This window comes from Martinezella rhizogenes (genome assembly GCF_007002745.1).
GTDB classification, from domain to species: domain Bacteria; phylum Pseudomonadota; class Alphaproteobacteria; order Rhizobiales; family Rhizobiaceae; genus Agrobacterium; species Agrobacterium cucumeris.
In genome coordinates, this window is the sequence record NZ_SGNY01000010.1 from 19,824 (window position 1) to 35,635 (window position 15,812).

Genomic DNA, 15,812 nt, shown 5'->3' on the forward strand with positions numbered 1-15,812 from the left:
CAGATCATGACAAGGACGATCGATTATTTTTTCAGCATCGGCTCTCCCTGGGCCTTCATCGGCCTTGAACCGTTTGCTGCGCTCGCGAAAGAACAGGGCGCCGCGATCCGCCCCCATGTCATTCCGCTGATCGAGGAAAACGGCGGCATTTATTCCCGAAACCGGCCAGAGGCCAGACGTGCCTACTGGATCAGGGATTTGAAGCGCTGGGCGGCATTGCGCGGAAAAGTGCTGAATTTCGACAATCGCGCCGCTCTCTCGGATCCCTCACCGGCCGGCCTGATGGTTGCCGCGGCGATAGAAACGGGCGAGGACTGGCTGAAGCTGGCAGCTGCGCTTCAGGAAGCCTTCTGGGTTCGCGGGGAAGACATCGGTAAGGCGAACGTCCGCCTGGCGATTGCAACGGCCACAGGCTTTGATGCTGCAGCCCTCGATGAGCACGGACAAAGCGATGCGGTTGCGGCGTTGCAAAAGGCCAGCTTCGAAGCGGCCAGGACAGCCGGTGTGTTCGGAGTGCCGACCTATCGCTATCAGGATGAGCTCTACTGGGGGCAGGACAGCCTTCCGTTCCTCGAGCGTCATCTCAGGGGCGAAAAGCTCGCCGCCTGATATCGCCGCCAGAAGGCGGAGACAGTACTGGCGATCTGCCGGGCAAGGCGCTTCGCCTTCAATACTTATAAGTCTGCTGTAGCATTCCGCTGCCAGATTCCCATGGAATTTTCTTATGCCTGACCTCTCACCTCCTCTCATCCAATCGCTGCGGAACCTCCTCGGGGAGCGTCTTTCAACGTCACTGACACTGCGCGAACAGCATGGGCGCGGCGAAGCCCATCATGCAGCCGTGTTTCCCGATGCGGTCGCTTTCGCTGAAACCACCTCCGAAGTATCCGAGATCGTGCGACTATGTGCGGCGGAAGGAGTGCCTGTCATCGCTTTCGGCGCCGGCACTTCGCTTGAGGGGCATTTGACCGCTGTCAATGGCGGGGTCTCGATCGACCTTTCGCGCATGTCGAAGATCGCCCGTATCAGCGGTGAAGATCTGGATTGCACGGTTGAGGCCGGTGTCACGCGGGAGCAGTTGAACACATATCTGCGCGACATGGGATTGTTCTTTCCCATCGATCCCGGCGCAAACGCCTCGATTGGCGGTATGGCTGCAACCCGCGCTTCGGGAACCAATGCCGTCCGCTACGGAACGATGCGGGAAAATGTGCTCGGGCTGACCGTGGTGCTGCCGACCGGTCGGATCATCAAAACCGGCGGCCGCGCCAGAAAATCTTCCGCCGGATATGACCTGACGCGGCTGTTTGTGGGTTCGGAAGGAACGCTGGGGATCATCACCGAAATAACGCTTCGTCTCTACGGAATTCCGGAAACCATCTCGGCGGCGCTCTGCTCTTTCGAGAGCGTCGAACAGGCGGTGGCGGCGGCCATTCAGGTCGTGCAGCTTGGCATCCCGGTCGCCCGCATGGAGCTTATGGACCGTGGCCTGATCAGGGCCGTCAACGCCTATTCCGGGCTGGACCTGAAGATAGAGGATACGCTGGCTTTCGAGTTTCACGGCTCGCCCGCCGGCGTTCAGGAGCAGGTCGACATGGTATCCGCCATCGTGGAAGAAAATGGCGGCAAGGATTTCGAGTGGGCCAATGCGCCTGAAGATCGCAACCGTCTCTGGAAAGCGAGGCATAGTGCGTTTTATGCCGTCGTATCGCAGAGGCCAAATGCCAAAGGCTGGTCCTCGGATGTCTGTGTTCCAGTGTCGCAGCTCAGCAATTGCATATTAAAGACCCGCGAACTTCTGAAAGATTGCAGCGTACCGGCGGCTATCCTCGGCCATGTCGGCGACGGCAATTATCATGTCGTCTTCGCGGTTGATCCCGGCAATGCGGAAGAACTCGGCGAAGTGGCGGCGATCAACAAGAAGATGGTGCGATACGCGCTGTCCGTCGGCGGCACCTCGACCGGCGAACATGGTGTCGGCACCGGCAAGATCGCTTATCTGCGCGAGGAACATGGCGATGCGGTCGAGCTGATGGCGCTCATCAAACATGCGGTCGACCCTGCCGGCATCATGAATCCCGGGAAAATCCTGCCGAACTAGAATTGCCACTTTGCAGTCGATGATCGTGAGGCCATGCGATGAATTCCTTCAAGACTCACAGCTCCCACTGGGGCGCATTTTCCGGACGCCTTGCAAATGGGCGACTGGAGATAGAGCCTCACCCGGATGACCCGCACCCATCACCACTGCTGGGCAATCTTCCGGCGGTGGCCCATAGCCCGGTTCGTGTCCGGCGGCCTGCCGTCCGGCGGGGCTGGCTTGAACGCGAGACCGGCCACGCGCAGCGACGCGGCGCTGACGACTACGTCGAGGTCAGCTGGGCCGAAGCGACGAGGCTGGTCGCGGATGAGTTGAAGCGGGTCTATGACCATCATGGCCCGAGCGCGGTGTTTGGCGGTTCCTATGGCTGGTCGAGTGCTGGCCGGTTTCATCATGCACAGAGCCAGATTCACCGCTTCTTGAATGTTCTTGGCGGATATGTCCGGTCCGTCAACACGTATAGTTCCGGCGCGGCCATGGTTATAATCCCCCATGTGCTTGGACCGTATGACAGCTTCGACCGCAAGAGCGTGACCTGGGATGCGATCGAACGCAGCAGTGAGCTGGTGCTCGCATTCGGCGGGATGGCAATCAAGAATGCCGATGTCCACGGCGGAGGGATCAGCACGCACACCGTTCGGCAGAAACTGGCCGGCGCGAAGGCTCGCGGTGCGCATTTCACATTCATCAGCCCGCTGGCCAACGATTTTTCCAGTGATATGAATGCCGAGTGGCTTCCCATTATTCCCGGTACGGACGTGGCGATGATGCTCGGGCTTGCGCACGTCCTCGTCACCGAAGAGCTGCACGACCGAGCGTTTCTGGACCGTTATACGGCTGGATATGACCGGTTCGAGAACTATCTTCTTGGCAGGGAGGATGGCCAGCACAAAAGCCCGGAATGGGCGGCCGCGATCTGCAACATCGCTCCGGAGACGATCCGCAAGCTGGCGCGAAAGATGGCGAGTTCGAGAACCCTGATTACGCTCAGCCACTCGCTTCAGCGGGCCGATTATGGCGAGCAGCCGGTGTGGATGGGCATTGTCCTTGCCGCCATGCTTGGCCAGATCGGACTGGACGGCGGCGGATTTTCCTACTCCCTCGGCGCGTTGGGTAATATCGGCAAGAACCTGCTCGCCGTTCCCTTGCCAACGCTGCAGCAATTCAAAAACCCCGTTCCGGACTATATTCCCTGCGCGCGCATCGCCGATATGCTGCTCAATCCCGGTGCTGAGTTCCATTACAACGGGCACACGCTTCACTATCCCGATATCAGGCTTGTCTATTGGGCGGGCGGCAATCCATTTCACCATCATCAGGATATCAACAGGCTGCGAACCGCTTTCCGCCGTCCTGAAACGATCATCGTCCACGAGTCGGCCTGGACTTCGACCGCCCGGCACGCCGATATCGTGCTACCCGCCACGACCACGCTTGAACGTGACGACATCGGCGCTGCCGATCGCGATCCCCTGATGATCGCCATGAAGCGGCTGATCGCCCCCGTTGGCGAAGCACGCGACGATTATGAGATATTCGCCGGGATTGCGCGGGAACTTGGCAGGTTCGATGCCTTTACTGAAAACCGCAGCAGCGGAGAATGGCTCGCCTTCCTGTACGAGACGACCCGTCAGGCGCTTGCGGCCGGCGGCCACGACGCACCGGACTTTGAGACCTTCTGGAAGCGAGGGGAGCTGCCCCTTCCAGTCAAGCCAGACGACGGTGGCCCGGCGCGCGCTTTCCTTCACGACTCCGGGACGAAGCCGCTGGCGACACCGTCAGGAAAAATCGAAATCTTTTCCGAGACTGTCGAAAGCTTCGGATATGATGACTGCATAGGTCATCCGCGCTGGTATCCGCCAAGAATGGAGACGCCCGATGATGCCCGCCTCCATCCCCTGCATCTTGTCTGCAATCAGCCGTATCAACGTCTGCACAGCCAGCTGGACTATGGCGATTTCAGCCGTTCGACCAAGATCAGGGATCGGGAGCCCGTCCGTATCCATCCGGCCGACGCTTTGACCCGCGGAATAGCTGACGGCGATGTCGTCAGGCTTTTTAATGCGCGCGGCAGCTGTCTCGCTGGCGCTGTCATCAGTGAAGACGTCATGCCGGGCGTGATGCAGCTTGCCACCGGCGCATGGTTCGAGCCACAGGATGCTGCGGTGGATAATTCCCTCTGCATCCATGGCAATCCCAATGTCCTGACCCGCGACATCGGCACTTCGAAACTGTCGCAGGGTTCCACTGGCCAGATTGCGAAGGTGGCGATTGAGCTTTTCACCGGCGACTTGCCGCCCGTCAGGGTTTTCGAAGCCATGACATTTACGCCGCGTGACAGAGCGTCTTCGTCGCCAGACCAACATCGACCGCCGGAGCGAGACGGCAATTCAAGGGCGTCTGAAACGCCAATCCAAACAGTCGGCAAAATGGCGATAAAATAATTCACTAAATCGATAGAAAAAGAATAACCAGTCTTTCTCCCTCACGCCCGGCTGCTAGTTTATGGGCAAGATAAACACGTAAGGAGGCACCGCGTCATGACTGGAATATGTAGAAGCGGGCGCGCTCCTCGGCCAAGCGAACTCCCACGAGCCGCTCGCTAGCCCTCGCGACGCCCTAACCGACCATACAATGAATTCAAGCATTCTCCCGCTCGGCTGAAAGGCCGACGTGGCAACGGTTTGACATGCCTGCTGCCAATGACGGCCGCCGCATGTGCGTCCGCAGGAGATGCCGAAATTGCAACGAAAAAACTTTGAATTTTTCAGGATCATATCATGACAAGACGTTCTTTCTCATTCTCCCTGTCGCGTCGACGGCTGCTTTTCACGGCCTCTCTGGCTGTCTCCGCATCGCTGTTTTTATCAACAGCGGCACCTCTGAGCGCACTGGCGGCGGATACGCCGCGCGATGGCGGTGACATCACCTTTCTGATCGATTCACTGGGCGACACGTGGATCCCAAACAACAGTGCCATCTCCAGTTTTCAGGGCCACATCTGGGGTCATGTGACGGACAAGCTGCTTGACGTCGATGCGGAAGGCAAGGTCAGCCCATGGATCGCCGAACGCTGGGAGCAGAACGACACCGCAACGGAATTCACCCTCCACCTCAAAAGCGGGGTGACTTTCTCGGATGGCGAACCGCTTGATGCGAAGGCCGTCGTCGCCAATCTCGACATCTGGTATGCCGGGCGCAAGAGCGAGGGAATCAATCCGATCGGCCTCTTTCCCAAGACTTACGATCACGCCGAAGCGGTTGATGCCACGACGGTCAAGGTATTCTTCAAGAAGCCCACGCTCGGTTTCATTCCAACCCTTGGCTATCACGGCTCCATCCTGATCTCTCCCAAGAGCATCGCCCAGCCTGCCGGCCAGCAGGCCGACCTCAGCAAGACCGCCGGCAGCGGACCTTACGTAGTGGAGTCGTGGAAAGAGGGCGATCATGTCACTCTGGTCAAGCGCAAGGACTACAATTGGGGTCCGGCCGCCGTCGGCCACACCGGACCCGCCTATCTCGATACCATCACTTACAAACTTGTATCAGAGCCATCCCTTCGCGTCGCCTCCGTTCAGTCCGGTCAGGCGGACGTCGCCTACAACGCCTCGCCCCAGGAACTGAAATCGCTGAAGGAAGAAGGCTTCACTGTTGCGACCCCCCGCTATCTCGGCTTCGTCAACGGCTGGGCCGTCAACACCAAGCTACAGCCCTATGATGACGTGAAGGTTCGCCAGGCGCTCCAGGCCGGCATCAACCGCCAGGAAATTATCGACACCGTCTATACGCAGGACTGGAAGCTAGCGACGTCGTTCATTCAGAGCAACGTCCCGGGTGCCACGGATCACAGCGATCTCCTCGCCTATAACCCGGAAAAGTCAGAGAAGCTTTTGGAGGAAGCCGGATGGATCAAGGGCGCTGACGGTGTTCGCGTGAAAGATGGAAAACCGCTGGAGCTGACGATCCATTCCAATCCTTATCTGGCAACCTCGAAATCCGTTGATGAGCTTATTGCCCAGCAGCTTGGCAGGCTCGGATGGAAGGTTAACATCAGGGCTTATGACGTTGTCACCTTTGGCGAGAAGGTCAAGTTCGGTGGTGCAGCGGTTCCCACATATGAAGTCACCCGCAGCTTCATCGATGCCGGCACGGTCGCCAGCATCCTGACCAATGCCAATAATGGCGAGAACTGGTTTGCACTGGATGAGCGTGATGCGAAGCTCAACGATCTGCGCGACAAAATCGCCGGCGCGGGTTCAGTCGAGGACAGAAAGCCTCTTCTGGACGGCCTGCAAAAATACGTGCTGGAACAGGGTTACTTCATACCGCGCACGCAAATCGTCCAGCGCATCTACGTGCAATCGCCGAAGCTGAAGGGCGAAGTCTATAACGGCGTCGCTTACGCCAGCTATTACACAGCGTTCATTGCCGAATGACGCCAGCACCCACCAAGTAACGTCAAGGAGGTGACGGCATGAGCAATGCCTACCTAACCTACGCCGCAAAGCGGCTCGGCCAGGCGATCGTCGTCATCCTCCTGGCCTATGTCTTCACCTTCGTGGTCGTCAGCGTCCTGCCCGGCGACCCGATCACCAGCGTTCTGCGCAACCCGCAGAACGGTTTCACCGAGCAGGAGATCGCCGAAATCATTGCTGCACAGGGGCTGGACAGGCCGATCATCGTGCAGCTCTGGCACTCCCTGTCGGCATTCCTGACGGGCGATCTCGGCATTTCCATGCGCTCCAACCGACCGGTCTCGACACTCATTGCCGAGGTGCTGCCATCCACGCTGGTTTTGGCCTCCGCCGGGCTAACGGTCGCCTTGATCCTCGCCTTTGCCGTTGCCTACGGCACCCAGGTCGTGCCGAAGCGTTACGGCCAAGGACTGCTGCGCGCTTTCCCCTCGCTGTTCCTGTCGACACCTAATTTCGTCATCGGCCTGTTTCTGATCCACCTTTTCGGTTTTCAGCTCAGGCTGTTCCGCGTCATCGAACCGGACAGCTTCTGGGCCACGCTGTTTGCGGCGATCACCATCGGCATACCGTTTTCCGCACAGATCGCGGAAGTTCTGATTGCCAATCTCGATCATGAGGCCGAGCAGGATTACGCAGCGGTTGCCCGCAGTCGCGGCATCGGGCCGAGACGGCTTTTCGCAACACATCTCCTCAAGCCCGCCTCCTTGCCCGTCGTGACGGTTATCGCTTTGACCGTTGGCGAACTTCTGGGCAACTCGCTGATCACGGAAACGGTATTCGGCCGGACCGGTATCGGCAGTCTCGTACAGCGTTCCGTCAGCACCCAGGACCTGCCGGTCCTGCAGGCGATCGTCTCGCTGGGAGCCGTGGTGTTCGTCATCGTCAACCTCGTCGCCGATCTTCTCTATCCGCTGCTCGATCCACGGGTGAAAATTATCGTTGGCCGAAAACGCCGCCTGTCGACCATCGACGACACGTCGCTTGGCCTTGAAACGGGGGCCAAACCATGAGCCTTATCTCCAGCCCGGTTTCCGTCAGCAATCCGTTGGAGAGACTGAAAGGTCTCAATATAACTGCGACGGTCGCCCTCTCCCTGCTTGTCATCGCCATCGTCGTCGCCTGGTCGGTTGCACCGCAGCTCTTCACAAGTCTGAGCCCGGTCAACGGTGTCCCGGCCAACAAGCTCCTAGCGCCCAGTGCCGCACATTGGTTCGGCACGGATCATCTGGGGCGCGATCTCTACACGCGCGTCGTTTATGGCACCGCGTCCTCGGTATCGAGCGCGCTCGTCGCCGTCGTCATTGGCGTGTTGGTCGGCGGCGTGATCGGTCTGCTCGCTGGATTTTTCGGCGGATGGGTGGATATCGTCTTTGCGCGTTTTGTCGACGTACTGCTGTCCATCCCGAAGTTCCTGCTCGCGGTCATCATCGTCACGGCAATCGGCTTCGAGACGATAAACGCCGCCATTGCGACAGGCATATCAGCCATTGCGTTTTTCGCCCGTGTGGCGCGTTCGGAGGTCATCAAGACCCGCCAGGCGACCTTCGTGGAGGCATCTTTCCTCGCAGGTGGCTCACGCGGATACATCGTGCTGAGACATGTCCTGCCAAACGCATCTCGCTCGATGCTGCCGCTTGCCGTCCTGCAATTCGGCGAGTCCATTCTTGTCATCGCCAGCCTCGCCTTCCTCGGCTACGGCGATCCGCCCCCCTCCTCCGACTGGGGCCTGCTGATTTCAATCGGCAAGGACTACCTCAAATGGCCCTGGCTCGTTTATGCCCCCGCGTTCGTTACGATCGTGACCGTCCTCTCTGTCAACAGGATCAGCCGATGGCTTCGCAAATCGCACTGAAAACAGCGCCAATCCTTCCCGAGTTCGTGGCGGCGTCTCCACAACACGCGACGCCCCTCATCGCGGTCGAAAATCTTGTCGTTGCCTACCGGAGGCAGGAGGTCGTCCATAATGTCGGCTTCGAAATCGGGCGCGGCGAAAGCCTTGCCCTCATCGGGGAATCCGGTTCGGGAAAATCGACAATCGCGAAAGCCGTGCTGCGGCTTCTTCCCAACGGGGCGAACGCTACGGGTCAGGTCGTTTTCGACAGGCAGAATATTCTGGCATTGCCGGAACGGCGCTTCAGGCCGTATCGCGGCCGCGAAATCGGCTTCGTGCCGCAGGATCCCGGCAACTCCCTCAACCCTGTGAGAACAATCGGCGCGCAAGCACTCGAAGCGGCAGCGCTGACCGAAGAGGTCAATCCGGCGATCCGCAAGGCACTTATCCTCGAAACATTTGCCAAGGTGGGTCTCGACAATCCGCAACGGGTCTACGATTCCTATCCACATCAACTGTCCGGAGGCATGTTGCAGCGCGTGCTGATCGCTCTGGCAATATTGCCGCGTCCTGCCCTGCTGGTGGCGGACGAGCCGACCTCGGCGCTCGACGTCACGATCCAGAAACGCATCCTCGATCTCCTGTCCCGCCTTCGGGATGAGCTGAACATCAGCCTGCTTCTCATTACCCATGATCTCGCGATAGCGGCAGAGCGGGCAGATAAGCTCGTTGTGCTGAAGAACGGCGTCGTGCAGGAGGCAGGCAAAACGTCTGCCGTTTTCTCCTCCCCTTCCTCTTCCTATGCGAAGAAACTCCATGGGGACGTGCCAGCCCTCAACCCTGACCGCTATGCAAAGTTTCGCGATCCGGGGTTCGGTCTCCTGAAGGGTGATAAGTCGCCGAAGATTGCGGTAGAGGGTGTCACCAAACGTTTCACCGTGGATGGCAAAACCCTGACGGCGGTGGACAATATTTCATTTACGGTTCCGGCAGGCACGACCCATGCGCTCGTCGGCGAATCCGGCTCCGGCAAGACGACGACGATCCGCCTGCTGCTGGGGCTCGAAGAGCCGGAAAGCGGCACAATCACGGTTGCCGACGAGACCGTCACGAGCAAAAGCCGGGCTTCGCTCCGTTCTGTCTGGCGGCATCTTCAACTGGTTTACCAGAACCCGTTTACGTCACTCGACCCGACGTGGAAGGTGGGACAGCTTGTGCGTGAACCACTCGATCGGTTCGAGATCGGGACGCCGAAAGAGCGCTCCGAGCGGGTACGGGAAGCTCTCGCGAATGTCGGCTTGAGTGAGCATTTGCTGGAACGCAAACCGTCGGCTCTCTCCGGCGGGCAGCGTCAACGTGTGGCGATCGCCCGCTCGCTGGTCCTCAAACCGGATGTGATTGTGCTGGACGAACCCACATCCGCTCTTGATGTCAGCGTTCAGGGCGACATCGTCGAGGTTCTGCTGTCTCTGCAGGCCAAGCTCGGCCTGACCTATGTCTTTGTTTCACACGACCTCGCTCTGGTCCGGCAACTTGCGCATAGCGTTTCGGTGATGCAGCGGGGACGCATCGTCGAGCATGGAGCCGTCACCGAGATTTTCGGCAATCCGAGACACGAATATACCGCGTCGCTGCTGAACTCCATCCCGTCGGGCATTGCCGGGACGGTTCGCGTTCCCGCGGTCCGGCACACTCTGCGGAGGGAGCAACTCGCATGAATATTGCAGCACCTTCCCGCGACCTTCCCGCGTTGTTTCGACCTAAGCAGCGGCTTGGCTTCAATACGCGGGTGTCGTTCAACGACGATGACGGTCCGGCACAGGGGTTGCGACAGGGCATTGAACTGTTCAGGCAGGCGGAAAAGCTGGGATATCAATCAGGCTGGGCCTATCAGCGTCACTTCGATCATTATCTGTCTTCCCCGTTGCCCTTCTTCGCGGCGGTCGGCCAGCATACGCGACACATCACGCTCGGCTCCGCCGTCATTCCGATGCGTTATCAGGATCCCATCCTTCTGGCCGAGGCGGCAGGAACGACCGACCTCTTGATCGACGGCCGACTTGAACTGGCGATTTCGACCGGGGCCAACGGTGCGTTTGACGCCGTCTTCGGAACAGTCGATGCCGATGCGCGAACGGAGGCAAAACGCCGCCAGTCGCGCTTCCTCGCAGCCATTGCCGGAGATGTATTGCACACTGTTACGGAGCGGGACCAAGGGGCGCCTCTGGGAGCCGGATTGCGGGTTACACCGCACAGCCCGACCTTGCGGAGCCGCATCCGACAGGGCTCTGCCAGCATCGATTCCGCCATCCAGGCCGCCGAACTTGGTATCGGCCTGATTTCAGGAACCGTCCTTCACGATCACGCCGAAGGCGAGACATTCGGTCAGTATCAGGCGCGGATCATCGACGCCTATCGCACCCATTGGCTTCGCATCTGGAAGACGCCGCCGCCGCCCGTCGCCGTTGCAGCTTCCATTCTGGTCGGGACCACCGCCGAACTGCGTGAGAAATATGCCGCTTACGACCTCGAGCGCCGCACGGTGGGAATTGCCGCGTCACGCCCGAAGGGTGCGTTGGCTCCTGCCGGCCAACCGGTCGGTGCGCAGATTTCTCCCGTTTTTCAAGGTACACCGGACGAGGTTATCGAGAGCATATTGAGCGACCCGGGACTGGCGACCGCAGATGAACTCGTTCTGTTTCTGCCACCCGCTTTCGCATTGCCAGAAAACATACGATTGCTCTCCGATCTTGCAACGACAGTCGCTCCATCTCTGGGATGGACGCCTGCTCCGGATCACGAAATGCCGTCACAGACGACAATCCAAGGTTCCAGGCAGCAAGGATAGTCGGGCAATATTTTCTACATATTCCATAGAAATAGAAAGACCTGTCTTCCTCATATGCCACGCCGGCATTAGCTTTTACCCGATATCCAGAAACACCAAGGAGCTCCCATGGCTGCGGAATTCATCAGCGTCAGCTTTCCCAACGCGTCCAATGATCTGAACCCCATCCCGGATGCTCCGGTCGATCCGCTCTTCCTGGAACGCTATGCGCGTGCACTGGACGACTACGGGTTCAACTACACGCTCATTCCCTATTCCTCTTCCTCGTTCGATCCCTTCACATTGGGCGCGACGGTGCTTGCGCATACGAAGAATATCAAGATCATCGTCGCACTCCGGCCCAACACCGTTTATCCGACGGTTGCGGCCAAATCTCTCGCCACGCTCGACCAGTTGAGCGGTGGCCGCGTCGTCGTCCACTTCATCGCGGGCGGAAGCGACGAGGAGCAGGCGCGCGAGGGAGATTTCCTCAACAAGGAAGAGCGTTACGAGCGGCAGGAAGAATATATCCGCATACTTCGTCTTGCCTGGACGTCAACCGAGCCCTTCGATTTCGACGGCAAATATTACCAGTTCAAGCAGTTTCGCAGCGCCGTACGTCCCACCAACGGCCTGATCCCGATTTCGCTCGGCGGCTCGTCGGATGCCGCCTATCGTATCGGCGGCTCGTTGTGCGACATTTTCGGCCTCTGGGGCGAACCGCTGGCTGAAACCAAGCAGCAGATTGACCGCATCTACGCCGAAGCCGCAAAAGCGGGTCGAACCGATCGCCCGCGTATCTGGGTCACCTTCCGGCCAATCGTGGCTGAAACGGATGAACTGGCCTGGGACAAGGCGCACAGGGTTCTCGACCGTCTGAACGAGAACCGCCAGAAGGGTCTTTCCCGCGCGCCGGTCAACGCAACACCACCCGCTAATATCGGCTCCCAGCGCCTGCTCGATATCGCCAAACGCGGCGATGTCCATGACCGCGCGCTCTGGTATCCGACGGTCACCGCGACCAATGCAAGCGGCGCGACAACCGCTCTGGTCGGATCACCCCGCACAATCGCCGACTCCATTCTCGACTATATTGATCTCGGCGCCGATCTGATTTCGATCCGTGGATACGACAACTATAATGATGCCGTCGACTACGGACGATATATCCTGCCCCTCGTCCGCGAGGGTATTCGCGAACGTGAAGAGGCAAAGAAGAAGACCGCCGCGTGATCACGGCGGTCCGGCCACGCCGTCGGACCCATCCACCTCTTCTTCCAAGACGGGGATCATCCACGCCCGCAACGGATGATCCCGCCCGCCGACCTTCAGAAAGCCGTTACCGCATGTCCTACGATCCCACCGCACTTGACGCCGCCGTGCGCGCCGTTTCCGAAGCCGCACCGGATGCGGATCAGACCGGTCAATTTCCCTGGACCGGTATTCGTGCCGTTCATCAGGCTGGGCTTCTTGAGAGCACCGTGGCCACGCGTTACGGCGGTTCGGGAGGCAACTTGAACACCGCAGCCCATATTCTGGCGGCGCTTGGACGCGGTGATCCTTCTGTAGCGCTCATCAGCGCGATGACGATCTTCACGCATCTGGGACAGGCGGCAAAAGACCACTGGCCGGACGGTCTCTACAGGGAACTTCTTTCCAGGGCCAAACACCAGCCATTGCTGCTCAACGCCGCCCGTGTGGAACCGGAACTGGGTTCTCCGGCGCGCGGCGGATTGCCGGCCACGCGTGCACACCGGACGGCAAATGGCTGGTCGATCACCGGGCGCAAGCGCTTCGTGACGGGCGCGCACGGCCTCACGCACTTCCTCGTATGGGCGCACACCGACGAGGCTCAGGCTCGGGTCGGTACGTTCGTCGTTCCAAACGGCCTGCCCGGCATCAAGATCATAGAAAACTGGAAAAGCCTTGGAATGCGGGCGACGGGTTCGCACGACGTCGAATATACCGATGTTGAAATTCCGGCGGAAAATGTGCTGGAGCTTGTTGATCCCTCGGTCGCCCAGCAGGATAATCGCGGCCATGCAGCAATGACCCTTGCGCTGACTGCAATCTATCTGGGCGCGGCTGAGGCCGCTCAGGAAGCGTTCATCCGCTTCGCGCATGAGCGCGTGCCCGCCAATCTGGGCCGTCCGATTGCGCAGACGGAACGTTTCGTCGAGCTCTCGGGTGAGATCGACCTTCTGGTTTCCGGAGCCCGCCAGATCATCTTTGGCGCGCTCGCAAACCATATCGGCGATGCCGAACACCTGATAAGGGCCCGGCTTCTCGCCGGCAGGCAAATCCGCGACGCTGTCCAGCTTGCTGTCCGCGGCATCGGCAATCCCGGCCTCAACGCCGATCTGGGCCTGGAGCGGCATTTCCGGGATATCCAGTCGGTTCTCGTCCATGCCCCCCAGGAGGATACGTCCGTCGCCATTCTCGGACGTACTGCTTTTGAGCGCTGGAAAACGGGCGAGAATGACCGATCAAAACACCCAGCCAGCCTGTCAGTCCTGAAGACAGCTTAAGGCGCAGTAGCGCGATCCACTTCCTCATGATCATCCGAGAGAACGTCCAATGAGCAACAATCTGATCGTCGGTTTCTCCGGCAATACGTCACGCCCATCAAACACGAAGCGTTTTGTTGAAAATGTCAGCGAAGCACTGGCCGGGCAACTGGGCCTGCAGCATCAGGTTTTCGACGTCGAGGATCTGGGGACATCGTTAGGCTCGGCGCGATCCGTAACGGATCTTGATGGGAACGCACAGCGGGTTGTTCAGACGATTATCGAGGCCGAAGCTCTGGTGATCGGCTCACCAACCTACAAGGGAAGTTATACGGGCCTCTTTAAACACGTCATCGATCTTCTCGACCCCGCCGACCTCAGAGGCAAGCCGATCATCCTGACGGCGACCGGCGGCGGAGACCAGCATTCACTTGTGGTGGAGCATCAACTCAGACCGCTATTTGCGTTTTTCGAAGCGTTCGTGACACCGACCGCAATCTACACCTCCGGCCGTGATTTTATAGAAGGTGCGCTTTCACCGACTATAAACGCGCGGGTAAATCAGGCAATCGCAGAAGCTGTCTTGCTCGTGAAAGCACGTTATGAAAGCGTAACAATCGCTGCGGAATAACGGGATCATGTGCAGGGATAAGTATGTAATGGCTCGCTCAAAACGCCCGTTTAATTTTTTATAAGATCGGATCGGTATCGCCAGCGCCGCGTGCTCAGCGAAATGAATGGTGATCAGGTCTATGATATTGGGATCAGTGGATGCACGGTTATACGGGACAATCGAGCGGCTCCTGATGGAGAGCCGATCAAGAATGTTGGGCTCCTCATTGAGTTAATGCCAAATTGGCATGGAGTATGTTGTTGCCGGTTGAACATCGATACATTTTCAACTTTGGCTTCAGCTTAATCTCCAGTCCTAAATGAACCGGGCACGGGGGAGAACAAACCTTCAGTTTCTTGCTCCTTGCAGGCACAGCATGACCATCTCTTTCAGCAAGCATCTCAGGCTGGCTGATCGCGAATGACGCCGACATCGATACGCGATGTCGGCCGGCTCACATGAGGTTCGTAAACTGGACTATCCTTGAACCATGTTGAGGCAAATAACGGTCCTGTCATCGCTGAATTCCGCCGTTGTCGAACCTTTGACGGACGGATACTCACGCAGCTTGTGAAAATCCGCCGCTTCGACACGTGCGAATTCCGCTTCCCAGGCCGTAACATCCGTCCCCGCCGGCAGGGACAAATAGCCGTCGGAGAATATTTCAACACTCGAGAGCCCGTCTTTGGCGATACGGACGTCAACCGTCCCCTCCTGCATGACCGTTCCGCCATTCACCGAGGCGTAACCCAGTACATGCCCATGCCGGTTTGCGAATTGCGGTTGGACACGGATTCCACCCATCAGGAATTCCTCGACCGTTTCGATGTTATTCTCGAGACCGCTCATGCCCGCTGCGGCAATGACGACATTGTCCGCTTCCCGCGCCGTCATGATGCCGCTTGCGACGGCCGAACGCAGGCCTGAGAAGATCGTCGCGCGTGTGCGCGCCTCGGCCGCATCACCATCACCGATGGCGGCAAGAAGCTGTTTGAACACGAATATACGCGCCGAAGTGCTTACCGTATCGATCAGCTTTGTGTGCTGAAACAGACGGGTGCCGTTGATCCTGACGCCGGAATCGCCGGCAAGCAGCAGGCGGAAGCTGTCGCCCATATCCGCCACGATCGCCAGGGTGGTCGATGGCGGATGGCCGGCATTGATGCGCTGCGCCTCCTTTTTCAGAATATCGCTGATATTCTGAAAAAGCGCGGGCGCGGCGAGCGTTTCCAACCTGCCGTCAAGGCTCATCTCAGCAACGGCATTGGCGGCGGCAAGGGCTGCGATGCGGCCGGAACTAAGCCCGCTGTAACTTGCTCCGGTCGGATCGGTCGCGCCGTCGAAAACGGCCAGAACCCGTCCGGGAATGAGAAGTGCCACATCGTCCCCCGGCTTTGCGGCGTTCTTGTATTTCGATTGCGAAAAGCTCGCGATATTCATCTTTCTTGTGTCCTTGCA

12 protein-coding genes are annotated in these 15,812 nt (G+C 58.9%); 11 read left to right on the top strand and 1 reads right to left on the bottom strand.

The window, feature by feature from the left end; genetic code table 11:
* Window positions 1-6 precede the first annotated feature (6 nt).
* The 11 genes from EXN68_RS23020 to EXN68_RS23075 all read left to right on the top strand — a co-directional run bounded on the left by EXN68_RS23020 (window position 7) and on the right by EXN68_RS23075 (window position 14,372).
* A complete protein-coding gene (locus tag EXN68_RS23020; RefSeq protein ID WP_142843046.1) occupies window positions 7-609 on the top strand; it encodes a 2-hydroxychromene-2-carboxylate isomerase in 603 nt (200 codons plus the stop codon).
* 115 nt (window positions 610-724) lie between these two features.
* Window positions 725-2,101 carry an FAD-binding oxidoreductase gene (locus tag EXN68_RS23025; protein ID WP_142843048.1) on the top strand — a complete coding sequence of 459 codons (1,377 nt, stop codon included), beginning with the start codon at window positions 725-727 and terminating at the stop codon, window positions 2,099-2,101.
* A gap of 38 nt (window positions 2,102-2,139) precedes the next feature.
* Window positions 2,140-4,545, top strand: a complete 2,406-nt coding sequence (locus tag EXN68_RS23030; protein ID WP_142843050.1) for a molybdopterin-dependent oxidoreductase — start codon at window positions 2,140-2,142, stop codon at window positions 4,543-4,545.
* 336 nt (window positions 4,546-4,881) lie between these two features.
* The gene (locus EXN68_RS23040) at window positions 4,882-6,537 is read left to right on the top strand and encodes an ABC transporter substrate-binding protein (RefSeq protein WP_142843052.1); all 1,656 of its coding nucleotides are present in this window, start codon (window positions 4,882-4,884) and stop codon (window positions 6,535-6,537) included.
* A gap of 38 nt (window positions 6,538-6,575) precedes the next feature.
* Entirely contained in the window at window positions 6,576-7,586 is a 1,011-nt protein-coding gene (locus EXN68_RS23045) for an ABC transporter permease (protein WP_142843054.1), read from the top strand.
* Window positions 7,583-8,428: an ABC transporter permease gene (locus tag EXN68_RS23050; RefSeq protein WP_142843056.1), complete on the top strand. Its 846-nt coding sequence runs from the start codon at window positions 7,583-7,585 to the stop codon at window positions 8,426-8,428. Before EXN68_RS23045 ends, EXN68_RS23050 begins: the two co-directional genes overlap by 4 nt.
* The gene (locus EXN68_RS23055) at window positions 8,407-10,125 is read left to right on the top strand and encodes an ABC transporter ATP-binding protein (RefSeq protein ID WP_142843058.1); all 1,719 of its coding nucleotides are present in this window, start codon (window positions 8,407-8,409) and stop codon (window positions 10,123-10,125) included. Before EXN68_RS23050 ends, EXN68_RS23055 begins: the two co-directional genes overlap by 22 nt.
* Window positions 10,122-11,255 (top strand): LLM class flavin-dependent oxidoreductase, encoded by a 1,134-nt coding sequence (locus EXN68_RS23060; protein WP_142843060.1) that lies wholly within the window; start codon window positions 10,122-10,124, stop codon window positions 11,253-11,255. The genes EXN68_RS23055 and EXN68_RS23060 overlap by 4 nt, the downstream gene beginning before the upstream one ends.
* Before the next feature lie 108 nt (window positions 11,256-11,363).
* Window positions 11,364-12,467 carry an LLM class flavin-dependent oxidoreductase gene (locus EXN68_RS23065; RefSeq protein ID WP_142843062.1) on the top strand — a complete coding sequence of 368 codons (1,104 nt, stop codon included), beginning with the start codon at window positions 11,364-11,366 and terminating at the stop codon, window positions 12,465-12,467.
* A gap of 113 nt (window positions 12,468-12,580) precedes the next feature.
* A complete protein-coding gene (locus EXN68_RS23070; RefSeq protein ID WP_142843064.1) occupies window positions 12,581-13,762 on the top strand; it encodes an acyl-CoA dehydrogenase family protein in 1,182 nt (393 codons plus the stop codon).
* Between the two features lie 49 nt (window positions 13,763-13,811).
* Entirely contained in the window at window positions 13,812-14,372 is a 561-nt protein-coding gene (locus EXN68_RS23075) for an NAD(P)H-dependent oxidoreductase (RefSeq protein WP_142843066.1), read from the top strand.
* A 459-nt stretch (window positions 14,373-14,831) separates the two neighbouring features.
* Here EXN68_RS23075 and EXN68_RS23080 read toward each other — a convergent pair whose 3' ends face one another.
* Window positions 14,832-15,794 carry a hypothetical protein gene (locus EXN68_RS23080; RefSeq protein ID WP_142843068.1) on the bottom strand — a complete coding sequence of 321 codons (963 nt, stop codon included), beginning with the start codon at window positions 15,792-15,794 and terminating at the stop codon, window positions 14,832-14,834.
* Window positions 15,795-15,812 lie beyond the last annotated feature (18 nt).